Source organism: Nonomuraea sp. NPDC005692, from assembly GCF_040631115.1.
Classification (GTDB): domain Bacteria; phylum Actinomycetota; class Actinomycetes; order Streptosporangiales; family Streptosporangiaceae; genus Nonomuraea.
On the sequence record NZ_JBEXYU010000022.1, the window covers coordinates 70372 to 92600 of the forward strand.

The 22229-nt window shown below is 72.1% G+C and carries 23 protein-coding genes and 1 tRNA gene; 12 read left to right on the plus strand and 12 right to left on the minus strand.

Annotated elements, in window-relative coordinates:
- Window positions 1–99: 99 nt before the first annotated feature.
- Window positions 100–1236 carry an RNA polymerase sigma factor RpoD gene (gene rpoD, locus ABZ459_RS34625; RefSeq protein ID WP_043627522.1) on the plus strand — a complete coding sequence of 379 codons (1137 nt, stop codon included), beginning with the start codon at window positions 100–102 and terminating at the stop codon, window positions 1234–1236.
- A gap of 63 nt (window positions 1237–1299) precedes the next feature.
- On the opposite strand, the gene ABZ459_RS34630 is transcribed toward rpoD, so the two are convergent.
- Genes ABZ459_RS34630 through ABZ459_RS34660 form a run of 7 tightly spaced genes read right to left on the minus strand, consistent with a single transcriptional unit; the run spans window position 1300 to window position 9590 of the window.
- A complete protein-coding gene (locus ABZ459_RS34630; RefSeq protein ID WP_357979417.1) occupies window positions 1300–2106 on the minus strand; it encodes a transporter substrate-binding domain-containing protein in 807 nt (268 codons plus the stop codon).
- Entirely contained in the window at window positions 2103–3479 is a 1377-nt protein-coding gene (locus ABZ459_RS34635) for a hypothetical protein (protein ID WP_357979419.1), read from the minus strand. The genes ABZ459_RS34630 and ABZ459_RS34635 overlap by 4 nt, the downstream gene beginning before the upstream one ends.
- A complete protein-coding gene (locus ABZ459_RS34640) occupies window positions 3476–4114 on the minus strand; it encodes an FHA domain-containing protein (protein ID WP_357979421.1) in 639 nt (212 codons plus the stop codon). Before ABZ459_RS34640 ends, ABZ459_RS34635 begins: the two co-directional genes overlap by 4 nt.
- On the minus strand, window positions 4114–5400 hold the full coding sequence (locus ABZ459_RS34645; RefSeq protein WP_352352540.1) for a VWA domain-containing protein: 1287 nt from the start codon (window positions 5398–5400) through the stop codon (window positions 4114–4116). The genes ABZ459_RS34640 and ABZ459_RS34645 overlap by 1 nt, the downstream gene beginning before the upstream one ends.
- A complete protein-coding gene (locus ABZ459_RS34650) occupies window positions 5393–6250 on the minus strand; it encodes a protein phosphatase 2C domain-containing protein (RefSeq protein ID WP_357979423.1) in 858 nt (285 codons plus the stop codon). The genes ABZ459_RS34645 and ABZ459_RS34650 overlap by 8 nt, the downstream gene beginning before the upstream one ends.
- Window positions 6247–8427 carry a tetratricopeptide repeat protein gene (locus ABZ459_RS34655; RefSeq protein WP_357979425.1) on the minus strand — a complete coding sequence of 727 codons (2181 nt, stop codon included), beginning with the start codon at window positions 8425–8427 and terminating at the stop codon, window positions 6247–6249. Before ABZ459_RS34655 ends, ABZ459_RS34650 begins: the two co-directional genes overlap by 4 nt.
- Window positions 8424–9590 (minus strand): hypothetical protein, encoded by a 1167-nt coding sequence (locus ABZ459_RS34660; protein ID WP_357979427.1) that lies wholly within the window; start codon window positions 9588–9590, stop codon window positions 8424–8426. Before ABZ459_RS34660 ends, ABZ459_RS34655 begins: the two co-directional genes overlap by 4 nt.
- Before the next feature lie 176 nt (window positions 9591–9766).
- Here ABZ459_RS34660 and ABZ459_RS34665 point away from each other — a divergent pair, with 176 nt between their 5' ends.
- The 3 genes from ABZ459_RS34665 to ABZ459_RS34675 are packed head-to-tail and all read left to right on the plus strand — an operon-like array spanning window position 9767 to window position 11702.
- The gene (locus ABZ459_RS34665) at window positions 9767–9925 is read left to right on the plus strand and encodes a hypothetical protein (protein ID WP_352318900.1); all 159 of its coding nucleotides are present in this window, start codon (window positions 9767–9769) and stop codon (window positions 9923–9925) included.
- A 32-nt stretch (window positions 9926–9957) separates the two neighbouring features.
- Window positions 9958–11232: a hypothetical protein gene (locus ABZ459_RS34670; protein ID WP_357979429.1), complete on the plus strand. Its 1275-nt coding sequence runs from the start codon at window positions 9958–9960 to the stop codon at window positions 11230–11232.
- A complete protein-coding gene (locus ABZ459_RS34675) occupies window positions 11229–11702 on the plus strand; it encodes a hypothetical protein (RefSeq protein ID WP_357979431.1) in 474 nt (157 codons plus the stop codon). The genes ABZ459_RS34670 and ABZ459_RS34675 overlap by 4 nt, the downstream gene beginning before the upstream one ends.
- A 69-nt stretch (window positions 11703–11771) precedes the next feature.
- Here ABZ459_RS34675 and ABZ459_RS34680 read toward each other — a convergent pair whose 3' ends face one another.
- Entirely contained in the window at window positions 11772–12089 is a 318-nt protein-coding gene (locus ABZ459_RS34680; protein WP_352318894.1) for a YtxH domain-containing protein, read from the minus strand.
- Between the two features lie 126 nt (window positions 12090–12215).
- Between ABZ459_RS34680 and ABZ459_RS34685 the strand changes: the two genes are divergently transcribed.
- The 7 genes from ABZ459_RS34685 (at window position 12216) to ABZ459_RS34715 (ending at window position 18461) form a co-directional block, all read left to right on the plus strand.
- Window positions 12216–12287: transfer RNA gene (locus tag ABZ459_RS34685), tRNA-Asn, on the plus strand.
- 203 nt (window positions 12288–12490) lie between these two features.
- Window positions 12491–12955, plus strand: a complete 465-nt coding sequence (locus tag ABZ459_RS34690; protein ID WP_357979606.1) for a hypothetical protein — start codon at window positions 12491–12493, stop codon at window positions 12953–12955.
- Window positions 12937–13212 (plus strand): hypothetical protein, encoded by a 276-nt coding sequence (locus tag ABZ459_RS34695; RefSeq protein ID WP_357979602.1) that lies wholly within the window; start codon window positions 12937–12939, stop codon window positions 13210–13212. The genes ABZ459_RS34690 and ABZ459_RS34695 overlap by 19 nt, the downstream gene beginning before the upstream one ends.
- A 240-nt stretch (window positions 13213–13452) precedes the next feature.
- On the plus strand, window positions 13453–14595 hold the full coding sequence (locus ABZ459_RS34700; protein ID WP_357979433.1) for a nitric oxide synthase oxygenase: 1143 nt from the start codon (window positions 13453–13455) through the stop codon (window positions 14593–14595).
- A gap of 41 nt (window positions 14596–14636) precedes the next feature.
- Window positions 14637–15410, plus strand: a complete 774-nt coding sequence (locus tag ABZ459_RS34705) for an enoyl-CoA hydratase-related protein (protein ID WP_357979435.1) — start codon at window positions 14637–14639, stop codon at window positions 15408–15410.
- Window positions 15411–15569: 159 nt separating this feature from the next.
- Complete coding sequence (locus tag ABZ459_RS34710) at window positions 15570–16610, plus strand: NAD(P)-dependent alcohol dehydrogenase (protein ID WP_357979437.1); 1041 nt, start codon at window positions 15570–15572, stop codon at window positions 16608–16610.
- Between the two features lie 21 nt (window positions 16611–16631).
- Complete coding sequence (locus ABZ459_RS34715) at window positions 16632–18461, plus strand: glycoside hydrolase family 15 protein (RefSeq protein ID WP_357979439.1); 1830 nt, start codon at window positions 16632–16634, stop codon at window positions 18459–18461.
- Window positions 18462–18466: 5 nt separating this feature from the next.
- On the opposite strand, the gene galK is transcribed toward ABZ459_RS34715, so the two are convergent.
- The gene (gene galK, locus ABZ459_RS34720; protein ID WP_357979441.1) at window positions 18467–19579 is read right to left on the minus strand and encodes a galactokinase; all 1113 of its coding nucleotides are present in this window, start codon (window positions 19577–19579) and stop codon (window positions 18467–18469) included.
- Between the two features lie 43 nt (window positions 19580–19622).
- Here galK and ABZ459_RS34725 point away from each other — a divergent pair, with 43 nt between their 5' ends.
- The gene (locus ABZ459_RS34725; RefSeq protein WP_357979442.1) at window positions 19623–20459 is read left to right on the plus strand and encodes a pyridoxal-phosphate dependent enzyme; all 837 of its coding nucleotides are present in this window, start codon (window positions 19623–19625) and stop codon (window positions 20457–20459) included.
- Here the strand turns inward: ABZ459_RS34725 and ABZ459_RS34730 are convergent.
- The 3 genes from ABZ459_RS34730 to ABZ459_RS34740 all read right to left on the minus strand — a co-directional run bounded on the left by ABZ459_RS34730 (window position 20393) and on the right by ABZ459_RS34740 (window position 22119).
- Complete coding sequence (locus tag ABZ459_RS34730) at window positions 20393–21064, minus strand: DUF6766 family protein (protein ID WP_357979444.1); 672 nt, start codon at window positions 21062–21064, stop codon at window positions 20393–20395. The two genes, ABZ459_RS34725 and ABZ459_RS34730, sit on opposite strands and share 67 nt — an antisense overlap.
- A gap of 79 nt (window positions 21065–21143) precedes the next feature.
- The gene (locus ABZ459_RS34735; protein WP_357979446.1) at window positions 21144–21524 is read right to left on the minus strand and encodes a hypothetical protein; all 381 of its coding nucleotides are present in this window, start codon (window positions 21522–21524) and stop codon (window positions 21144–21146) included.
- Between the two features lie 49 nt (window positions 21525–21573).
- Complete coding sequence (locus tag ABZ459_RS34740; protein WP_357979448.1) at window positions 21574–22119, minus strand: hypothetical protein; 546 nt, start codon at window positions 22117–22119, stop codon at window positions 21574–21576.
- Window positions 22120–22229: the final 110 nt, after the last annotated feature.

Here is a 22229-nt window from a genome sequence, read left to right on the forward strand (position 1 = left end):
TCTCAATTCGGTAATGCTGATCGTCTTACCTTCCGCAACAAAAATGGGTCTGCCATTTGATGGAACCAATACTGCAGACTGTCTCCCGTGGGTGCATCGGTGCTGCCAAGCGGGCCGCCATCGGTAGATCAGGTGGCGGACCTCGTCGCGAAGGGAAGGGAGCGCGGAAGCGTAACCGTCGATGACGTCGCCGCCGCGCTTGACCGATCCGAGCTGCCGTCCGACGCGCTGGAACGCGTCGTGCGGATGCTCGCAGAGAACGGCGTGGAGGTCCTCGAGCCCCAGGGCGACGAGGAGTCCACCCGCGCCGATGAGGAGGACGTAGGCAAGCGGGCGCCGACCAGCGATCTCGTCCGTATCTATCTGCGGGAGATCGGCCGCGTCCCCCTGCTGACCGCCGAGGAGGAGGTGGAGCTCGCCAAGTCGATCGAAGCCGGCCTGTTCGCCGAGGACAAGCTGGCCAACGGGGTCTCGCGTCTGGCCTTCCCGGAGTTCAGGGAGCTCGTCTGGCAGGGTACCAGGGCCAAGCAGCGGCTGATCGAGGCCAACCTCAGGCTCGTGGTGTCGATCGCCAAGCGGTACGTGGGCCGCGGCATGTTGTTCCTCGACCTGATCCAGGAAGGCAACCTCGGGCTCATCCGGGCGGTCGAGAAGTTCGACTACACGAAGGGTTACAAGTTCTCCACCTACGCCACCTGGTGGATCAGGCAGGCGATCACCCGGGCGATCGCCGACCAGGCGCGCACCATCCGCATTCCGGTGCACATGGTGGAGACCATCAACAAGCTCGTCAGAGTGCAGCGTCAGCTCCACCAGGACCTCGGCCGCGAGCCCATCCCCGAGGAGATCGCCAAGGAGATGGACCTCCCGGTCGACCGCGTGGTGGAGATCCAGCGCATCGCCCAGGAGCCGGTGTCCCTGCAGTCGCCGATCGGCGAGGAGGACTCCGACCTCGGTGACTTCATCGAGGACGCCGACGCCGTCGTGCCCATGGAGGCCGCCGCCTTCATCATGCTGCAGGACCAGCTCGACGACATCCTGGCCACGCTGTCCGACCGCGAGCAGCGCATCATCCAGCTCCGCTTCGGCCTGGCCGACGGGCATCCGCGCACGCTGGAGGAGGTGGGCAGGGAGTTCGGCGTGACGCGCGAGCGCATCCGGCAGATCGAGTCGAAGACCCTGGCCAAGCTCCGCCACCCGACGCGCGCGCAGATGCTCAGGGACTACCTGGACTGACCCTTCGACCCCGCGGCGGGCCCGGCGAGCGTGCCGGGCCCGTCCGCATGCCGGGCGGCGGGCTCAGGAGCAGCCCTCGAACTGCGGCACGGCGATGTTGTCCAGGTTCAGGCCCGCCTTGCCGAACCACTTGTGCAGCAGCCTGCCCGCGGTGCCGTCCTGGTACATGTCGGTGATCGCCCGGTTCACCGCCTCGCAGCCCGGCACGTCGTCCTTGTGCAGGCCCACCCCGCTTCGCTGCTCGTTGAACTGCGCGTTGGCCAGCCGCAGCCCCGAGCCGTCCTGATTGGCCAGGCCGGCCAGGATCACGTCGTTGGTGGTGACCGCGTCCACCTGCCGGTTCTTCAGCGCGCTCAGGCACGACGCGTAGTCCTTGAACGGCACCAGCTTGGCCGCCACGCTGCGTTCCTCCACGACCCGCTCGGCGGCGTTCGAGCCCTCCACCGCGCAGATCCGGCGGCCCTTCAGCTCCCGGACGTTGTTCACCTTGTCGTCCGGCCGCGTCAGGATGTCCTGGTAGGAGATGTGGTACGGCCCCGCGAACAGCACCTTCGCCTTACGGTCCATGCTGATCGTGTACGTCGCCACCACCATGTCGGCCCGCCCTTGGAGCAGCACCTTCTCCCGGTCGCCCGCCAGCACGGGGATCAGCTTGAAGTCCTTGCCCAGCCGCTTGGCCACGTAACGCGCGACGTCGACGTCGAAGCCCTCGAAGGTGCCGCCCGGCTTGCGGAAGCCCACCGACGGCAGGTCGGACCGGACGGCGATGACGATGGAGTCCTTGTCGAGGATCGACTCCCGGCCGCCGGTCCCGCAGCCCGCGGCGGCCACCGCGGTCAGGGCCAGGGCCGCTACCAGTGCCCGCTTCAACGGTACTCCTTGAGTCTCGGCCACACCCCGGCGATCATCAGCAGCCCGATCCCGGCGATCGCGAACGGCAGCAGCCGCCACAGGTTGTCCAGCGCGTTCTCGCCGGCGTCGATGGACCGGTCGAAGGTGCGCTCGTGCCGTTCGGCCAGGGCCACCAGGGCCTGGTCGTAGGCGTCGAACGCGGCGGTGACCGGCCCGAGCTTGGCGGTCACGGCCTCGGCGGTCCTGCCCTCCAGCGCCAGCGCCCGGAAGGAGGTGTCGGCCTGCTGGAAGGCCCGGTACGCGTCCAGCACGCGGGTGCCCTCCGGGCCGGTCAGCTCGGGCCCCAGCATGCCCCGGGCCGCCCCGGCGTCGGCGGCCACCTTCGCGTGGTACTGGGTGAGGTTGCCCGACTCGAAGTAGACGACCGACTGCGACTTGTCCAGGAACGTGTGCTCGTAGGTGTCGGCGCGGTCCTTGTCCAGCAGGTAGCGGCTCTGGTCGCCCTGCATGCTGTTGCTGATCGCGCGGGCCTTGGCCAGCGTCAGGACCGAGTCGAAGCCCTGTGTCTTGGCCGTGCGCAGGTCCGTCTGGTCCTGGCCGAGCACGTTCACGCCGAGGATCAGCGAGACCACGGTGGCCAGGGTTGCGACCAGCAGCGCCGGGCCGAACACCCGGCGGAAACGCCGGGCCAGGAAGACCTGGAGCCAGATCAGGCAGCCCAGCGCGAGCAGCCCGGCCAGCAGCACCGCGGAGCGCAGCAGCGGGACCATGGCGTTCTTGTCGTCGTAGGTGCGGCGGACGATCGTGCCGCTCTCCAGGGTCAGGTTGTAGGCCTGCGGCAGCAGCACCAGCCGCATCAGGTCGGTGGCCTGCCGGTAGGTGCCCACGACACCGTCCGGCGGCGCGCCGGGCGCGTGCCGGGCCTGCTCGTTCAGCAGGAGCGCCTGCCCGGCGAGCCGTTCGTAGCGGCCGAGCCCGTCCAGCACCGACTGCACGGTCCGCCGCTCGGCCGCGTTGTCGCCGGCCAGCTCGAACGCCTTCAGCAGCGCCTGGTTGGCCTCCGTGCGCCGCCGCTCGTACCGGTCGACGGCCTCGCGGCGCTGCTGGCCGTACTGGTCGCCCATGACCAGCGCGTTGGCGACCTGGGCGTCCATGTCGCTGAGCGCCAGGTAGAGCCCGGCGGTGGCGACGACCTGCGGTCCGGCGTCGCGGCCGATGACCTGCAGCCCGTCGCCGGCGGTCAGGCTGCCCACCCCGAGCGCCGCGAACAGCAGCGCGAGCGCCGCCACGGTGACGCCGGAGATGACGCGGATGCGGCCGGGCACGCTGTGGCGTGGCAGGGGGGCTGCGCCCGCCGGGACGAGGGCGCCCGGGTTCTGCACCAGGGTCACGGCGTCCCCTCCCTGATGGTGATGACGGTCCAGGCGCCCAGGTGGATCCGGTCGCCCGGACCGACCCGGACGGGCGTGTTGATCTCCAGGGTCCTGCCGTTGACCTGGGTGCCGTTGGCCGAGCCCGGGTCCACCAGCGTCCAGGTGCCGTCGGGCTGGGCCAGCAGCACGGCGTGCAGGTGCGACACGCCCGGGTCCTCGGGCGGGCCGGTCAGGTCGATCTCCGGCGCCAGGTTCCTGGCCCTGCTGCGCCGCCCGATGCGCACCTGCTCGCCGACCAGCCCGAACGAGCGCTCGGGGCAGTACGGCGGGAAGGCCATGCGCGCCGCGTCGGGACCGCCCTCGGCGACCACCTTCTCGTAGTAGGTGCGGTCGGCGGCGGCGACGGCCTCCCACCGCGCACCCCGCACCGGGAGCGGGACGCCGCCCCCGCCGCCGGTGAAGTCGTGCCCGCACACCTCGCAGAACTGCCCGGCGCGCGGCGTCTGGCAGACCGGGCAGGCGTCGTCACCCCCGCCGGCGCCCGCCGCCACCGGCTGGGGCTGGGACGCGGCGGGCGTCCCGCCCATCTGCGCGCCGCAGACGTCGCAGTAGTCGTCGGAGCCGGAGGCGTGCCCCTGGGGACAGGTCGCCATCAGCCCTCGCCCTTACGCAGCCGGCTGGTGCGGACGGAACCGGTGTCCAGCTCGATCTCGTCGGCCTTGTCCACGTTCCTGCGCAACCGGGCCGTGCCGGTCGCTGGATCGACCTCCACGACCTTCTCCAGCAGCCGGGCGGTGTCCTCGCGGCCCGACTCCGCGGCCAGCTCCCTGGCCTTGGCCAGGCGCGCGGTCGCGGCTTCCACGTCCCCGGCGGCGCGGGCGCTGAGGCCGTCCTGGATGAGCTCGTGCAGCTCGGCCTGGCCGGTGTAGTGGGCGACCTTCCGGTTGATCTGCGTGGACTGCGCCAGGTCGTCGGTCCACTGGGCCAGCACGTTGCCGCTGGCCACGACGTCCTGGGTGTCGGGGCGCACCAGCTTCACCCAGCCGGCCCTGATCTCCTGGCCGATCTGGCCCGGCGGCACCTCGACGCACAGGTGGTACTCGCGTTCCTCCTGGCCCCACGAGCCGGTCGGGTAGTCGCCGGTCAGCGGGTTGACGTCGGTGCGCTTGCCGGTCAGGTCGAGCAGCGTGGGGGAGACCTGCTTGACGAACTTCAGCTTGGCGGTCTGCGGCACCCACACCCGCAGCGACAGGTCCGCCACGGTCTTGCTCATCGACGTCTGCGTCACCCGGCGGAAGAACTCGGCCAAATCGCTCTGGTTCCGTACGAACTCGAACGAGCCGAGCATCGCCTCGGCGACCTTCCGCAGCTCGGCGGGCACCCAGTCGTCGCCCACGCCCAGGCTGTCGCAGACGAACTTGCCGCTCCACCCCTGCAGCACGGCCCCGAACACCTCGGGACGCTCGTTGTTCTGCCCATCGGTCATCAGCAGCGCGTGCCTGATCGCGTTCGGGTACCCGCTCAGCAGATGCCCGGCCAGCTTCAGCCACTCGCCGATGGCCGTGCCGCCGTGCGCGAGCAGCCTGCTGATGGCCCGCTCGGCCTCGGCGCGGGTGGCGGGCGTGGCCCTGACCAGGTTGGCGTTGCCGCCGGGGTAGACGACCCTGGCCTTCTCGGTCCCGGCGATCACCGCGAAGTGCACGCCGTCGCGCAGCGCGTGCACGGCCGCCGCCGCGGCCTGCCGGGCCTCGCGGATCTTGCCGCCGCTCATCGAGCCGGAGGTGTCGACGATGATGACCTCGGCCGCCTCGGTGGGCGCGGCCTGGGCGAAGCCGCCGCCGGAGGAGGCCACGGTGAGGATCGCGTGCACCTCGCGGGCGTCGGTGGACAGGTACTTGTTCTGGTCGATGTTCAGCGTGAACGTGGGCTGGTCACCCATGCGTTTCTCCTAGGGGGATGAGAACGATCGTCACGTTGTCCTGGCCGCCGGAGGCCAGTGCGTGGCGCAGCATCTCGCGGGCCATGTCGAGGGGGGTTCCCGTCTGCGGGAACCGGTAGCCGTCCAGGTAGCGCCACAGCCCGTCGCTGCACACCAGCAGCAGGCCGGGCGCCCCCGGGGCGAGCGTGCGCACGTGCAGCGACACCTCGCCGGAATCCGCGCCGAGCCACGCGGTGATCTCGCCGGTCGGGACCACGTCGTCCTCGGTCAGCAGCACGCCCTGCCCGGGGGCCTCGCCGGGCAGCCAGTACGCCCGCGTGTCGCCCGCCCAGCTCAGCGTGATCCCGCCGGGGCCGGCGACCGCGGCGACGTAGGTGCAGGCGGGGGCGTCGTCCACGGAGGTCGCCAGCGCGGTCACCGCCTTCCCGGCCAGTTCGAACGCCTCCTGCGCGGACGCCCCCCTGGCCAGGGCGGCCCCCGCGGTCTGCACCGCCGCGGCCGAGGCCTCGTCGGCCCGCGGCGAGCTGCCCACGCCGTCGCACACCACCGTGACCACGGCGTCGCCGGTGGTCAGCAGCGCCATGGCGTCCTCGTTGCGGGCGCGCCGCAGCCCCCTGTCGGTCACGGCGGCGGCCCCGCCGTCGAGCACGGTCTCGGCGTGGTCGCGGCCGGTGGGCTGGCGGGCGCCGCAACGTTCGCAGTAGCCCTCCGCGTCCACCGCGGCCGCGCCGCAGGAGGTGCAGACCGGCGCGCCGAGCGCGTGCCCGCACCGCTCGCAGTAGACGTCCCCCTGGACGACGGGGGACGCGCACATCGGGCAGTTCTGGGGGGTCGGTACGGGTTCCGTCACAGCCACGTCCTCGGTCGTACGGCGTTCGCCTCGTCGATGAGCGCGTGGCGTTCATGGCGGGAGCCGGCCGCCACCGCGAGCTTCCGGTAGATCGACTCCAGCCGCCTGCGCAGCCCCGGTTCGGTGAAGTCGGCCTCGGCCAGCTTCGTCCCGGGCGGCGCGGGGTTGTTCGCCAGCCAGGCCAGCGCGCAGCGCAGCAGCTCGGCGGTGAGCAGGTCGCGGCGGCGCGGGTCGAGGTCGGCCAGGTTGGCCAGCCGCCCGGCCGCGCCGACCAGGTCGGCGGCGGACACCGTGCTCAGGTCGGTCCGGCGGAACACCGAGGCGGCCAGCGCCACCTGCGCCGCAACCCGGTAGCTGGAGGTGGGCGGCACCTCGTCCAGCACGTTGACGCGGCCCGTCCTGGCCAGCCCGAACGCGGCGCTGACGTAGGAGTGGTCGGTCCGCCAGACGGCGTTGTACCAGTGGGCCGCCTGCCTGCCGGCGCACTCCAGCGCGAACGCCAGCGCCAGCTTGGGCGCGAGCTCGCCGGGCAGCGCCGACACGCACGCGTCGAACATCGTCACCGCGGTGTCCGTCTGGCGCGTGGCCAGCGCGAGCACCCCGCGGTACCAGGTCGTCCGCCAGTCGCCGGGGAACTGCTGTGCCAGCTCCGACAGCGCCGACGAGGTCTCGGCGGCGCCCGCCTCGGCCAGCAGCCTGGCGCGCATGAGCCGGGTCTCGGGCGTCGGCGGCATCGCCGAGAGCTGGTCGAACAGCTCCTTGCCGTCGAACCCGAGCAGGCCCGCCAGCGCGCCCGCCGCCGGGTCGAGCGGATCGACGTGCGGCACCGGCAGCTCGACCGCGACCACGGCCGGGTCGAGCGGCCCGAACACCTCCTGGCGCGAGTCCGACAGCGCCGTCCACACGGCCGAGCGCTCGGGCCCGAACAGGGTCGAGGGCGCCGGGAACGGCACGCCATCCTCGGCCGCGCTGATCTCCCGCAGCACCCCGACGAGCTGCTCCTCCATCTCCCAGGCGCTCTGGAACCGGTCGGCGGGGTTGGGCGCGGTGGCCTTGCGCAGCAGCCGCGCGAACGACTCGTGCCCGCAGTCCTGCGGCAGCGCGCTGGCCACGCCGCCCTTGGCCGGGCTCCAGGACGGGATCGTCAGCACCGCCAGGGTCCTGGCCACGGTGTAGAGGTCGGAGGTCACGGACGAGGGATGGGTGTCCAGCTCGGGCGCGTGGTAGCCGACCGTCGCCCAGGACGTGCCGGGCGGCGAGCCGACCGGCTGGACGGCGCCCAGGTCGATCAGCTTGAGCCGCCGGCCGACCCGGATCACGTTGGCCGGCTTGAGGTCGCAGTAGACCAGGCCGTTCTCGTGCAGGTAGCCGAAGGCGTGCAGGATCTCGCGGCCGTAGATCAGCGCCTCGCGCAGCGGCAGCGGGCCCTGGCGGCGCAGCTCGTGCAGGGACTGGCCGCCGACGTACTCCATGACGATGTAGCCGAGGCCGCCGGAGAGCTGGAAGTTGAGGATCTTGACGATGTTCGGGTGGTCGACCGTGGTGAGGAACTTGCGTTCGGCCTCGGCCGCCGCCAGCGCCTCGGCGTCGTTGGTGTTGAGCAGGCCCTTGAGCACGACCCAGCGGCCGTCCAGGGCCTCGTCGGCGGCCAGGTAGATCCAGCCGAGACCGCCGTGCGCCAGGCAGCCGAGCACCCGGTACTGCCCGGCCACCATGTCGTCCTTGGCCAGCTTCGGGGTGAAGGAGTACGGCGTGCGGCAGTGCGGGCAGAACCCCTCCGTCAGCCCGGGACGGCCCTGCCGGGACCGGCCCACCGGCTCCCCGCAGGCCGGGTTGGCGCAGAACCGCTTCTCCTCCGGCACCTGCGGATCGGCCATCACGGCCGTCGCCGGATCCCGGTACGGCACGGACGGCAGGTCGGCGATGCCGCCCAGCACCCCGGCCCGCGACCTGCCGCTGCTGCTCACCGGCGAGGTCAGCGACCGGCTCACCGGCTGGGTGTTCACCGGCCCGGAGAGCGGGCCCGAGAGCGGGCCCGAGAGCGGCCCCGACGCCGGGGCCGACGCCTGCTGGGGGACGGACACCGCCGGGGGCGGCGCGCCCGCCGCGTTGCCGCACAGGTCGCAGTAGCCGTCCTCGATGGTGCCGGTGCAGCCCGGCTGCGCGCAGCGGGTCATGGCTTACCTCCGTGTATCGCGCGCTGGTAGGTCTCGACCGCGGCGGCCGCCTCGGTCAGGTCGCAGGGAGCGCTCCACAGCAGGGATCGTGCCCGCTCGAAGCACGCGGTGACGCCGGGGTCCTCGGCCATGCCCTTGCGCACCGCCATGGCCTGGCAGGCGCCGAGCCGGCCGCGTAACTCGTCGCGCCTGCCGACCAGGCCGTACAGGGCCTTGGCGGTGGCCCGCGCCCGGTCGGCGGCCTTCTCCGCCTCGCTCTCCACGCTCGCCAGCCGCCTGGCCCGTAGCACCCAGGTGTCGGCCGAGGCGTCGAGCGCGGCCAGCTCGCCGGTCAGCTCCTCGACCCGGCTGCGCGGGCGGGCCTGCGGCGGCAGGGCGATCTTGACCACCACCGCGCCGTGGGCCAGCCTGGCCTCGCTCTCGGCCGCGCGTACCCGGTCGAGGGCGGCCACCAGGTCCTCGCGGCGCCTGGCGTACTCGCGCTTGACCACGATCGCCTGGTCGACCTCCGCGCGGGCCTCGGCCAGCACGCGGGCGACCCCGCCGAGGTCGGGGCCGACGCCCGCGCCGAGCGGGTCGGCGAGCAGGGCCGCGCGCATCCGCCGCAGCTCCGACTCCTGCGCCTCCAGGCCGACGCTCTCGCCCAGCTCGCGCTCCAGGTCGTGGATCTCGCGCAGGGCGCGGTCGGCGTCGTCGAGCCGGGGCAGGACGGCGTTCCACACGGCGTCGATGTCGTTGAGCGCCGAGGTGACCTCGCGGAAGGCGCCGTCCATGCGGGCGACGGTCTCGTCGAGGGTCAGCCGCTCGTCGGCCTCGGGCAGCAACGAGCGCTGCTCGACGGGCTTGGCCGCGGCCCGCAGCACGACGGACGTGCCCGACAGCAGCCGGGTCAGCTCGTCGAGCTGCTCGGCGCCGAGCTTCGCGCGCGCGGCCCTGACCTGCTCGGCGTCGCGCAGCACGGCCCGGTAGGCGTCGTTCAGCAGCCACAGCCGGGTCAGCGCGGCCTGGACGGCGGCCCAGCGCTGCCGCGTCACCCCGTCCAGCGTCGCGCCCTTGAGCAGTTGGTACGTGGTGTGGGATTCGAGATCGAGCAGGTCGCCGGAGATCCGGTCACGTTCGTCGGCCCGAGCGCGCAGCGCGTACTCGGCGCCTTCCCTGCTCATGGGTGGTCCCAGACTCATCACGCTCCCCGTGAAGAGGGCCCCCGACGCCCCGTGTCCTACCGGCTCAACGGGAGTCTTGACCGGTTGGTTCCAAAGGGTAGGGGTGACCCTGACTTGTCCCTGATTCAACCCTCGGTCACCTGCAAACGGCTTAAAGGATCTCCTACGGTGGAGACATGGCACGCATCCTTCTGATCATCGCCGCGATCATCGTCGCACTGCTTCTCGTCGGCCCGCTCGTGGGTTTCGTCTTCACGCTTCTCAAGTGGGCTCTCATCATCGGCGCCGTCGTCCTCGGTGTCACGTTCGTCGCGAAGTGGGCCAAGAGGCCGTAGCTTCCGCCCGCTTCCCAAGGCATAGTGAGTGAATGGAGGCGCGGCCGGCGGTTGACGATGCCGCGCTCGGGCGCGAGGCGCTGGCCGTGCTCGAGGCGAACTGGACGGGCAGCGGCACCGTGCCTGCGCCGGGTCTCTACCCGCACCAGTGGAGCTGGGACTCCGCGTTCGTCGTCATCGGCCTGGCCAGGCACCGCCCGGAGCGCGCCCGGGAGGAGCTGCTCAGCCTGCTGAGCGGCCAGTGGGCGACCGGCATGGTGCCCCACATCGTCTTCCACACCCGCGAGGCGTACTTCCCCGGGCCGTCGGTCTGGCGCTCGCAGGAGCACGCGTCGGCGCCCAGGGTCTGCACCTCCGGGCTCACCTCACCGCCGCTGCAGGCGCTGGCGCTGCGGTGGCTCTACCGGCACACCGGCGACGTGGCGTTCGTCCGGCGGACGTTCCCGCTGCTCGTCGCCCAGCACCACTACCTCGCCTCGGCCCGCGACCTCGGCGGCGCCGGGCTGGCGGCGATCGTTCACCCCTGGGAGTCGGGCATGGACGACAGCCCGGCCTGGGACCAGCCGCTCGCCGCGCTGCCCGCCATCGGGTACGGCTACCGCAGCGTGGAGCTGGCCGACCGCCACCCCGACAGCGACCACGACCGTTACGTCTGGCTGGCCATGCGGTACCGCGACGCCGGCTACCGCGCCGAGTACCTGCGCGACGAGCACCCGTTCGCGGTCGAGGACCCGATGTTCAACGGCATCTGGCTCGCCTCCTGCCAGGCGCTGGCCGAGCTCGCGCCGGTGGCCGGGGCCGACCCCGCGCCCCACGCCGAACAGGCCGGACGCATCAGGCAGGCCATGCTCGACCGGCTCTGGGACGGCTGCTTCTACCCCCGCGACCTGCGCTCCGGCCGACTGATCAAGGTCTGCACGGTGGGCGCGTTCGGGCCGCTGCTCGATCCCGGGCTGCCCAGCGACCAGCTGCACGCCTGCGTCGAGGTGCTGGAGTCGGCCCGGTTCATGGGCGCGACCGGCTACCCGGTGCCGAGCTGCGAGATCCGCGCCGCCCAGTTCGACCGCACGCGCTACTGGCGCGGGCCGTCCTGGGTGAACACCAACTGGCTGTTACGCCGGGCCGCCGCCGTCCACTCGCTCGACCAGCTCGGCCGGCAGCTCGCCAACGGCACCCTGCGGCTCGTCCGGCAGGCCGGGTTCCGCGAGTGCTTCGACCCGTTCGACGGCAGCGGGCGCGGGTGCCGGGACTTCTCCTGGAGCGCGGCGCTCACCCTCGACCTGCTCGCCGATACCGTGGAGATATGAGCATTCTTCGCCGCCTGCCCGCCGACGTGCGCCGATCGCTGGACACCCGGCCGGGGGAGCGGGTGCTGACGTTCACCGAGACCGGCGACGGTCACCTGGTGGCCACCAACCTGGCCCTGTTCCTGTCCGACGGGACGCGAGTGCCGTACGAGGAGATCGACAAGGCGTCCTGGGACGACGAGGGGCTGCGGGTCGTCACCACCGCCGGCGCCCGCCACTTCGAGCGCGTCGCCGAACCGCGGATGGTGCCCGAGACCGTGCGCGAGCGGGTGAACTCCACCATCGTGGTCAACAAGCACGTCAGCCTGCCGGGGCGCGGCGGCGTACGGCTGGTGGCCAGGCGCCCGCCGGGCGGCGAGGTGCTGGGCTGGACGCTCGTCTTCGACGAGGGGCTCGATCCGGCGGACCCGGGCCTGCGCGCGCAGGCCGAACAGGCCCTGGAAGGCGTCCGGCGCAGCATGGGCGTGTGAGGATCACACGTCCGTGCCGCGCCGGATCTCGGGGCCGGATCTCGGGGCCGAATCTCGGGGGAGACCCCCTCAGTAGGGGATGCCGGTCTCGCGGGACTTCCGTTCCGCGAGATCCTCCTCCTCGGGCCAGCCGCTGCCGGACCTGTGGTGGCCGTCGGAGCCGAGGAACGGGATCTTCTCCTGAAGCGTCCCGCCCACCTTCTCCCTGGCCGCCCCGGCCAGCCTCGACGCCTGCGCGCCGACCACCCCCGCGGCCTCCTGAACCCTCGGGCTGTCGGCCACACGCTGGGCCGCCCGCTTGATCTGTTCGTACCGCTCGCGGCCCGCCCGGCTGCCGAGCACGTAACCGACAGCCAGACCGACCGCAAATGTCATCCGATAACGCATCTTGCACCTCCGCTGTCTCCCGGCCTACCCCAGTTGCGATGCGACACGCACTCCAGGAGTGCGCTAATCTATTCCTGCGCACGAAGGAAGGGCCCAACAGGCCCGACCAGCAGGGCGAACGTACGATCCCGCGTAGCTCAACGGCAGAGCAGCCGGCTGTTAACCGGCAGGTTATAGGTTCGAGTCCTATCGCGGGAGCTGCAGTCAACCAAGAGGTTGGCAGTTCAGGCCCTCTCACCGACAGGTGAGAGGGCCTGATGCGTTCCACGGAGAGGTCCCCCGTCGCGTACGGATGGGACGGCAGGGTGGGCTCCAGAAAGCCATCTCGCTGACGCCCTCGTCGAGAAGTTGTACATTCACAACGGGTCCAGTGAACGTCCTCCTCACTCCGCGAGAAGCCGTTGACCACGTCTGAAGCACCGCTCAGCCCGGAACAGGGCCGCACTCCGCCGGCGGGCCTGACGCGTGCCAGGGCACGTCAGATCGTCGGGCGTCTCACGCTCTGGGTGGTGTTCGGGGTGATTTTCGGCCTGCTGCCCATCTGGATCGATGCCTTGCGTGGCGTCATGTCGCCTCAGCGGTTCAGCTGGACGTCCATCCTGGCCAAGGGGGAGCTCTTCATCGCGTCCTCCGCGCTGGCCGCCGCGGCGGTGGGTGAACTGGTCTTCGCGCCCTTCGGTCATGAATGGCAGATCATGAGAGCCATGATGGTGGGATCGTCGCTCCTGTGCTGCATAGGGAACGCGGTCGCGTACACCCAGGTGGCCATGGCGGGGCCGGGCACCGTCGCCAACGTCTCGCTGACGCTGTTCGTTCTCACCCTGGCCGCCAGCGCCGCCTGCGTCGGATTGGCGGCCGGCCGATGACCGATGTTCTCGGCCTCGCGGTCGTCCTGGCCGGATCGGGCGCCCTGGGCGCGTTCGCCTCCGCGCTGCTGGCCTGGTTCAGGCTGCGGCGACACGGTGCCGAGGTCCGCATCCGGGTGCGGAACGAGGGCGGCACCACGATCGAGCTGGCGGCGACGAATCTGCGCGGCCTCTCGGGCGAGGAAGTGCGGGAACTGACGCAGCGGATTTCCGACGCGCTCGAAGAGTCACGGATCGCTGACGATCCGAAACCCTGAACGATCAGGACATCGGCATGTCCTGAAAGAAAGGGATTCACGCGTTGTAGTGGGTGGGTTACCGATTTTTGGCGTTACGGGGACAACAGGAGTTCGGGGCGGGAAGATGAGGCTGCCGGCCGGGTGCGGCCGGCAGCCGCGGGAAGTCGTGACGGAGGCGTGGAGAGGGCGCCGCCGGCAGGACGTGCCGCCGACCCGGAATCGGCGGGGCGCTCCGCTGAGCGAAATGTTGGTTGCCGCGTGCGTACCTGGATCAGGTCACTGCGTCCCTTCGATGTGCATGCCGTGCACGCGCTGTTCGAGCGCACCACGGACCTCCGCGAGGCGGAGCGCTTCGTCAGGCTCTTCCACGCCGAGCACCCCTCGGCCGGCGGCCTGGCCGCCCGGCTGCGCGACGTCGCCAGAGACGTCGCCCGCCACGGCACCTACGTCCACACCTTCGAGGAGCTGGAGTTCGGCGCCCGGGTCGCCTGGCGCAACAGCGGCCGGTGCATCGGACGCCTGTACTGGCGTTCGCTGAAGGTCCGCGACCGGCGGGAGGTGACGACGGCCGAGGGAGTGGCGGTGGAGTGCGTGGCGCACCTGCGCGAGGCGACGGGGGAGGGACGCATCAGGCCCACCGTCACCGTCTTCGCCCCGGACACCCCGGCCATGCCGGGGCCGCGGGTGCTCAACGACCAGCTCGTCCGCTACGCGGGCCACCGGCTGAACGGCGGCGGCGTCCTCGGCGACCCGCGCAACGCCGAGCTCACCGACCTGGCCAAGAAGCTGGGCTGGCGCGGCGGGCCGGGCCGGTTCGACGTGTTGCCGCTGGTCGTGCGGGCCGGGCTCGGCGACCCGCTGTTGTGCAACCTGCCGGGCGACGCCGTGCTGGAGGTGCCGCTGCTGCATCCCGAGTACGCGTGGTTCGCCGAGCTGGAGCTGCGCTGGCACGCCGTGCCGGTCATCTCGGACATGTGCCTGGAGATCGGGGGCGTCTGCTACCCGTGCGCGCCGTTCAACGGCTGGTACATGGGCACCGAGATCGGGGCGCGCAACCTGGCCGACTCCGACCGGTACGACCTGCTCCCCGAGGTGGCCAAGCGCCTCGGGCTGGACACCTCCACCGAGCGCTCGCTCTGGCGTGACCACGCGCTGGTCGAGCTCAACGTGGCGGTGCTGCACTCGTTCGAACGCGCGGGGGTGACGATCACCGACCACCACACCGAGTCCCGGCGTTTCCTGACCCACCTGGAACGCGAGGAGCGCGCCGGACGGCGCTGCCCGGCCGACTGGTCGTGGATCGTGCCGCCGCTGTCGGGCGGCGCGACCCCGGTCTTCCACCGGTACTACGACACCTGCGAGCTGACCCCCGCGTACGTGCACCGCCACCCCACCCGCTGAGCCGCTTGCCAGCCCCGCCCAGAACATGATTCGGTTAGCGCATGGCGGAACTCGTGCTCTCATCGTCGGACCGGGGCGTGCTCACGCTGACCTTCAACCGTCCCGACACGCTCAACGCCTGGACGGACGCCATGGGCCGGCGCTACTTCGACCTGCTGGCCGAGGCCGAGAAGGACCCCGACGTCCGGGCGATCGTGGTGACCGGCGCGGGCAAGGGCTTCTGCGCCGGGGCCGACTTCAGGACGCTCGCCGCCATCCAGACCGGCTCCTACGACGAGACCCCCGACCCCCGCCCCAACACCTTCCCCACCACCATCGGCAAGCCGGTCATCGCCGCGGTCAACGGCGCCTGCGCCGGGCTCGGCATGGTGCACGCGCTCGTCTGCGACCTGGTCTTCACGGCCGAGGAGGCCAAGTGGACGACGGCGTTCCCGCGCCGCGGCCTGGTCGCCGAGTACGGCCTGTCCTGGGTGCTGCCGCGGGTCATGGGCCAGCAGCGGGCCATGGACGTCCTGCTGTCGGGCCGGGTGTTCAGCGGGCGGGAGGCGTACGAGCTGGGGCTGGCCAACCGCGCGGTGCCGGGGGAGTCGCTGCTGGAGCAGGCCCAGGAGTACGCCAGGGAGCTGGCCGTGCACAGCTCGCCGGCGTCCATGGCGGTGATCAAGCGGCAGGTGTGGCAGGACTGGGACGTCACCCTGGAGGAGTCGGCCAGGAAGGCCGTCCACGAGATGCTGGCCTCCTTCGGGCGGCCCGACTTCGCCGAGGGCGTCGCCAGCTTCCTGGAGCGCCGCCCGCCGGACTTCCCGGCGCTGTGAAACCGCAGGCCGGAGGGGTTACGGGCAGAGCGCGCCGAGGTTAGACGGCGATCCCGGCAGGGTAGGGCTGGGCGTGTCCGAAGGGTCCGCGGCCAGGCCGGGGCGTGGGGGGACGTCCAGCGGGGGCACGTTCGGGGGGGCGCGGTGCAGGCTTTCGTCATGAAGGAGATCGGCCGGGTCGGCTTCATGGACAAACCGGTGCCGCGGCCGGGTCCGCGCGACGCCGTCGTCCGCACCACCACCGCCCTCATCTGCACCTCCGACTCCCACACCGTCCAGGGCGGCATCGGGCCGCGCACCGATCTCACGCTCGGGCACGAGGGCGTCGGCGTGGTGCACGAGGTCGGCGAGGAGGTACGGGACTTCCGGCCGGGCGACCGCGTCCTGGTGGGGGCCATCACCCCCGACTGGGGCGATCTCGCCTGCCAGGACGGCCATCCGTCGCAGTCGGGCGGCCCGCTCGGCGGGTTCAAGTTCGCCAACTCCAAGGACGGCGTCTTCGCCGAGTTCTTCCACGTCAACGAGGCCGACGCCAACATGGCGAAGATCCCCGACGGGGTGCCGGACGAGACGGCCGTCTACTGCTCGGACATGCTCTCGACCGGGTTCATGGGCGCCGAGAACGGTGACATCCCCATCGGCGGGGCGGTCGCCGTGCTGGCCCAGGGCCCGGTGGGCCTCATGGCCACCGCAGGCGCCCGGTTGCGCGGCGCCGGCCTGGTCATCGGGGTCGAGTCGGTGCCCCGCCGCAAGCGACTGGCCCGCGACTTCGGCGCCGACGAGATCGTCGACTTCAGCGCCGAGGACGTCGTCGAGGGCGTGCTCCGCCTGACCGGGGGACAGGGCGTGGACACCGCCATCGAGGCGCTCGGCGCGGACGCCACCTTCCAGACCGCGATCAAAATCATCAAGCCGGGCGGGACGGTCTCCAACACCGGCTACTACGGCCAGGGCGAGTTCGTCCGCATCCCGCGCGTCGAGTGGGGCGTCGGCATGGCCGAGAAGAAGATCACGACCGGCCTGTGCCCGGGCGGGCGGCTGCGCATGGAACGCCTGCTGCGCGTCCTGGAGGGCGGCCGGGTCGATCCCACGCCGCTGACCACCCACACGTTCCGCTTCGAGGAGATGGAACGCGCCTTCGAGGTCTCGGACAAGAAGCTCGACGACGTGGTGAAGGTGATGATCACCTTCCAGCGGTGATCGCAGAGGAGAACGCCGGCCATGCTCGATCTCGATCCACCCTTCCGCCCGGTGCGCCACCGGGAGGGCTACCCGGCGCTGGAGGACCTGGGGCTCATCGGCGACGGCACGACGGCGGCCCTGGTCGCCCTCGACGGTTCGATCCCGTGGTTGTGCCTGCCGCACTTCGACAGCGACCCGCTGCTGTGCGGCCTGCTCGACCGCGAGCGCGGCGGCTGCTTCACGCTGACGACCGACGACCTGCGCGAGGCCAGGCAGTACTACGAGCCGGACACCGCCGTGCTGGTCACCGAGCTGCGCGGCCCGTCCGGCGTGGTCCGGATCACCGACGCGCTGGTCCTGCGCGCCGGCGCCGACCTCAGCGACGACGCGGGCGGCGGACGGGGCGAGCTGGTCAGGTCCGCGGTCGTCCTGGCGGGGGACGTGCGCCTGCGGGCGGAGCTGGCGCCGCGCGGCGGCGGGCAGGCCCGGGTGCTCGGCAGCGGCCTGGAGGTGCGCGCGTCCCGCCGCCCGGACCTGCGGCTGCACCTGCGGTCCGACCGGCCGCTGACCGGGCTGCGCACCGTGCACGACCTCCACGAGGGCGAGCGCCTCGACCTGGTGTTGTCGTGGGGGCGCATCCACCGTCACCACCGGTTCGACCCCGAGGCGATGGTGCGGCAGACCGCGGACGCCTGGCGGCGCTGGATGAGCGCGTGCACCTACCGGGGCCCGCAGGAGGCGCTGGTCCGGCGCTCGGTGATCACGCTGAAGCTGTGCGACGACTGGGTGAACGGCTCGCTGGTCGCGGCGCCGACGTCCTCGTTGCCCGCGCCCGTCGGCGGGGTGCGCAACTGGGACTACCGCTACACCTGGATCCGCGACGCCGCCTACGCCGTCTTCGCGCTGCGCCGCGTCGGCTTCGCGGAGGAGGCCGACGGCTTCCTCGGCTGGGTCCTCGACGCCTTCGAGCAGAGCGGCCAGCCGCGGATCATGTACACGCTGCGCGGCGACCCCGTACCCGAGGAGGTCGTCGACGCCGACCTGGAGGGCTACCGGCGCTCGGCGCCGGTGCGGTGGGGCAACGGCGCGGCCGACCAGCGCCAGCACGACGTCTACGGCGAGGTGCTGGACTGCGCCGACCAGTGGCTGCTGCCCGGCCGCGACCTCCAGCCCGCGCTGTGGTCGGGGCTGTCGGCGCTGGCAGAGGCCGCCGCGCACACCTGGCGGCAGCCCGACCAGGGCATCTGGGAGGTACGCAGCCAGGGCCGGGTCTTCACCTACTCGGCGGGCATGTGCCAGGTGGCGCTCGACCGGGCCGCGGCCATCGGCGAACGGCTGGGCCTGGCCGGTCCGATCGCCAGGTGGCGCTCCACCGCCGAGGAGCTGCGCCGGCTGATCCTGGAGCAGGCGTGGGACGAGGAGGAGCAGTGCCTGAGCGAGCACCTCGACGGCGGCGGCGGCCTGGACGCCAGCCTGCTCGCGCTGCCGCTGCGCAAGGTCGTGCCGGCCGACGACCCGCGGATGGCGGCGACCACCGCCGCCGTCGCCGAACGCCTGTCCGCCGGTGACGGCCTGCTCTACCGATACCTGCACCAGCAGTCGCCGGACGGCCTGCCCGGCGACGAGGGCGCCTTCCTGCTGTGCAGCTTCTGGCTGGTGGACAACCTCATCCTGCAAGGCCACCGGGCCCGCGCCGAGGAGCTGTACGCCTCCCTGTGCGCCCGCGCCAGCCCGCTCGGCCTGCTCCCGGAGCAGATCGACCCGGCCACGGGCGCGTTCGCGGGCAACTTCCCGCAGGCGTTCAGCCACATCGGGGTGATCGCCAGCGGGGTCAACCTGGCACGGGCGGGAGCGGCCCGGACGCCCTGACCGGCTCAGGCCAGGCGGTGGGCGCCCTTGGCGGCGGTGGCGGCCAGGAATCGCGGGGGCTGGAAGCCGCGCTCGGCGTAGGCGGCCGAGACCGACTCGCGCACGCTGTCCAGCCGGTCGTCCGGGACCAGGGCGATGGCCGAGCCGCCGAAGCCGCCGCCCGTCATCCTGGCGCCGCGGGCCCCGCCGCGGAAGGCGGCCTCCACGGCCACGTCGAGCTCCGGCGAGGAGACCTCGTACTGGTCGCGCAGCGACAGGTGGGAGGCGTTGAGCAGGGCGCCGATCTCGGTCACCTTGCCCGCGCGCAGCAGGCCGACCAGGGCCTCGACGCGGTGGTTCTCGGTGACGACGTGCATGACGCGCTTGCGCTCGTCGCCCTGGAGCCGGTCGAGGGCCGCCGCCAGGTCGGTGACGTCGCGCAGGGACGCCACACCCAGCTTGCGGGCGGCGGACTCGCACTCGGCGCGGCGCTTGGCGTACTCGCCGCCGGCGTGCTCGTGGTGGACCTGGGTGTCGATGATGAGGATGCTCAGGCCCTCGGTGGCCAGGTCGAGGGGGATCTTCCTGGATCCGAGCGAGCGGCAGTCGAGGAACAGCGCGTGGCCCTCCTCGCACAGCGCCGAGGCGGCCTGGTCCATGATGCCGCACGGCATGCCGACGAAGTCGTTCTCGGCCCGCTGGCTGAGCAGGGCGATCTCCATCGGCGTCAGGCCGAGCCCGTGGACGTCGTTCAGCGCGGAGGCGACGGCCACCTCCAGCGCGGCGCTGGAGCTCAGCCCCGCGCCCTGGGGCACGTCGCCGTCGATCGCGATGTCCGCGCCGGCGACCCGGTCGCCGAGCATGGCCAGGACGCCCACGGCGTAGCGGGCCCAGCCGGTCGCCTCCTCCCTGGCCGACAGCTCGATCGGGCCGCCGGAGGACTGGAGGGACAGCAGCCGGATGGTCTGGTCGGCGCGCGGGGTGACGGCGGCGCTCACGCCCCACGGCACCGCGAAGGGCAGGACGAAACCGTCGTTGTAGTCGGTGTGCTCGCCGATCAGGTTGACCCGGCCGGGCGCGCGCCAGACCGTCCGGGGATCGGCACCGAAGGCGGCACGAAAAGCTTCAGCAACGCGCATAATCCAACACTCCTCAACAAAGGCCCGACCGTAGACTAGCGCCATGGAGGAGCTCCTGGATCCAGCGCTCGGCGAGGTCCGGGTGTTCCTGAAGCACGATGACAACAAGCGGCGCAAACTCAAGTACAACCTGGGCCATCGGCGGCTGCTCACCTTCGGCGGGGCGTACTCCCATCACATCAGGGCCGTGGCCCAAGCCGGACGGCTGCACGGCATCGAGACGATCGGGGTGATCAGGGGCGAGGAGCACCTGCCGCTCAACCCCACGCTCGCCTTCGCCGCCTCCTGCGGGATGACCCTCACCTACCTCGACCGCGCCTCCTACCGGCTCAAGCACACGCCCGAGGTGCAGGCGCGGCTGCGGGAGCGGTGGGGCGACGTCACGATCCTGCCCGAGGGCGGCAGCAACGCCGCGGCCGTGCGCGGCTGCGCCGAGCTCCCGCCCGAGATCGACGTCGACTACGACGTCGTCTGCTGCCCGGTCGGCACCGGCGGCACCCTGGCCGGCATCTCGGCCGGGCTGCCCGAGGGCAGGCGGGCGCTGGGCTTCGCGGTGCTCAAGGGGGCCGGCTTCCTGGCCGGCGAGGTGGCCCGGCTCCAGCACGAGGCCTACGGCCGCACCTGGACGAACTGGTCGATCGACCTCGACCACCACTTCGGCGGCTACGCCCGCTCGACCCCCGCCCTCGACCGGTTCGCCGCCGAGCACCGGGTCGAGGGCGTCTACGTGGCCAAGATGCTCTACGGCGTCCTCGACCTGGCCCGGCAGGGAGTGTTCGCGCCGGGCACCCGCGTCGTGGCCGTGCTGACCGGTCAGCCCTCGACGTCGGTGGCCGCGTGCGGGGCGCCGACCGGCTTCGACTCGGGCGAGCCGCGCTGACGCAGGTAGACCGAGAGCACCACCATCGACAACACGGCCAGCAGTTCCGACTGCCAGTTCTGCAGGCTGCGGTTCCAGAACTCGGCGGAGGTCACGTACTGGCCCCACGAGACGGGGTCGCGCAGGTCGCCGAGCCGTTCGGCGTTGTAGGCCGCCTGGCCCGCCACCGACTGGGCCAGCCACGACAGCACGAAGATGGCCCCCATCACCAGCCCGAGCGAGTTGCTGAACAACCACAGCCGGGCGCCGCGGGCCTTGGCCCAGGCGGGGGAGTAGCTGGTGGCGTGCGCGCCGACCTGCTGCTCCTCGTCCGACTCGGCCCCGGCGTCCTCCACCTTCTTGGACTCGGGGGAGCCCTTCTGGACGAGCCAGACGGTCAGCATGATGTACAGGAAGAACTGCAGGTACTCCGACTGCCAGTTCTCGGCCACGTCCACGGCGAAGTCGGAGGAGGTCACGTACTCGGCGAACGACACCGGGTCGGCGCCCTGAACCATCTGCAGGTCGTTGAACTGCAGCATGCCCGCCACAGCCTGGCCGCCGAGCGCCAGCAGGAACATGACCAGGAAGGCCAGCGAGAGGGAGTTCTCCTTCAACCACTTCACAACCGCGCCCACCCTATGGCCAGGAACCAGGCCAGCCCCGCCGCGATGACGAGCAGGGTCAGCGTGAACATCACCCGCATCAGTCCTCCACCTCACATTCGTAGGGCAGGTCGTGCACGGGCCGGCAGCCCGCGGCCTTGACCCGCCAGCCGTCGTCGAAGCGGTGCAGGAACAGCGTGTCGCCGGCCAGCCGCACCTGGGCCTCCTTCCCCCACACGTTCACCTCGGTGACCGCGCCGCCGGGCCCCAGCTTGAGGTCGCCCAGCGCCTGGGCGCAGGTCTGGCCGCGGTCGGGCAGCTTCTCGGCGGTGGTCCGGGCCAGCAGTCCGCACGCCGCGTCCTCCTGGTGAGCCGCCAGCGCCGCGTGGAAACTCTCGGCGGCGCGGGCGGGGGACGTCGTGTCCACGGCGCAGCCGACGGCCGCCAGGAGGAGCGTCATCACGACGAACGGAAATCTCATGAGCCTCCCGCTACCCACGGGGGCACCGGGCATGCTGGCCGGGGGCGGGCTACCCGAGCTGGTCGAGCACCGGGGCGACCAGCGCGTTGAGCTCGCGGACCAGCACGAGCACGGCCCGGTGGGCACGCTGCTCGACCTCGTCGTGCGGCCCCTCGGGCTCCGGCGGGAGGTCGCCGAGCGGCACGGGCGCCTCGACGAGCAGCGTGGCGCGCAGGAACGGGATGCGCGCGAGGTCCTGCTGGCTCGGCTCGACGTACTGGCCGAAGGTCTCCTGCCAGCCCAGCCAGCCGCGGTCGCGCCACCAGGCACGCGACCTGGTCAGCTCGGCGGGCGGCGGCGAGACGATCCGGACGCGCGCGAACAGGGTGCCGTCCCAGGTGTTGCGGTGGCAGGTGGCCTCCAGGACGCGGCGGTCCCAGCGCACATATCCGGGGGTGAGGGCGGGCGGGGTGGCCAGCCGCCAGGCCGCGCAGGCGAACCTGACCGGCGCGATGTCACCCCACTCGAACTCGTCGAGGTTCTTGCGCACGTGCACGGCGTAGCGCCCGTCACGGTCCCTGTCGAACTCCTGGTCGATCCAGAACGCCTTGCCCATGCCCCCTACGCTACGGCCCGGCGGCGCCTTCCCGGCGGCGTACGGGAGATCCGGGCTTGCCGTCGATTGTGTGACCATTTATGCTCATTTGGTCAAACAATTGGAGGATG

Excerpts from the sequence above, each read along its gene's own strand:
- ABZ459_RS34655 (WP_357979425.1), bottom strand. The coding sequence starts at position 8,427 with ATGACCCGCTGCGCGCAGCCGGGCTGCACCGGCACCATCGAGGACGGC.
- ABZ459_RS34705 (WP_357979435.1), top strand. The coding sequence starts at position 14,637 with ATGGCGGAACTCGTGCTCTCATCGTCGGACCGGGGCGTGCTCACGCTG.
- ABZ459_RS34710 (WP_357979437.1), top strand. The coding sequence starts at position 15,570 with ATGAAGGAGATCGGCCGGGTCGGCTTCATGGACAAACCGGTGCCGCGG.
- ABZ459_RS34675 (WP_357979431.1), top strand. The coding sequence starts at position 11,229 with ATGAGCATTCTTCGCCGCCTGCCCGCCGACGTGCGCCGATCGCTGGAC.
- ABZ459_RS34740 (WP_357979448.1), bottom strand. The coding sequence starts at position 22,119 with ATGGGCAAGGCGTTCTGGATCGACCAGGAGTTCGACAGGGACCGTGAC.
- ABZ459_RS34660 (WP_357979427.1), bottom strand. The coding sequence starts at position 9,590 with ATGAGCAGGGAAGGCGCCGAGTACGCGCTGCGCGCTCGGGCCGACGAA.
- ABZ459_RS34665 (WP_352318900.1), top strand. The coding sequence starts at position 9,767 with ATGGCACGCATCCTTCTGATCATCGCCGCGATCATCGTCGCACTGCTT.
- ABZ459_RS34680 (WP_352318894.1), bottom strand. The coding sequence starts at position 12,089 with ATGCGTTATCGGATGACATTTGCGGTCGGTCTGGCTGTCGGTTACGTG.
- ABZ459_RS34645 (WP_352352540.1), bottom strand. The coding sequence starts at position 5,400 with ATGGGTGACCAGCCCACGTTCACGCTGAACATCGACCAGAACAAGTAC.
- ABZ459_RS34735 (WP_357979446.1), bottom strand. The coding sequence starts at position 21,524 with ATGAGATTTCCGTTCGTCGTGATGACGCTCCTCCTGGCGGCCGTCGGC.
- ABZ459_RS34715 (WP_357979439.1), top strand. The coding sequence starts at position 16,632 with ATGCTCGATCTCGATCCACCCTTCCGCCCGGTGCGCCACCGGGAGGGC.
- ABZ459_RS34640 (WP_357979421.1), bottom strand. The coding sequence starts at position 4,114 with ATGGCGACCTGTCCCCAGGGGCACGCCTCCGGCTCCGACGACTACTGC.
- galK (WP_357979441.1), bottom strand. The coding sequence starts at position 19,579 with ATGCGCGTTGCTGAAGCTTTTCGTGCCGCCTTCGGTGCCGATCCCCGG.
- ABZ459_RS34670 (WP_357979429.1), top strand. The coding sequence starts at position 9,958 with ATGGAGGCGCGGCCGGCGGTTGACGATGCCGCGCTCGGGCGCGAGGCG.
- ABZ459_RS34725 (WP_357979442.1), top strand. The coding sequence starts at position 19,623 with ATGGAGGAGCTCCTGGATCCAGCGCTCGGCGAGGTCCGGGTGTTCCTG.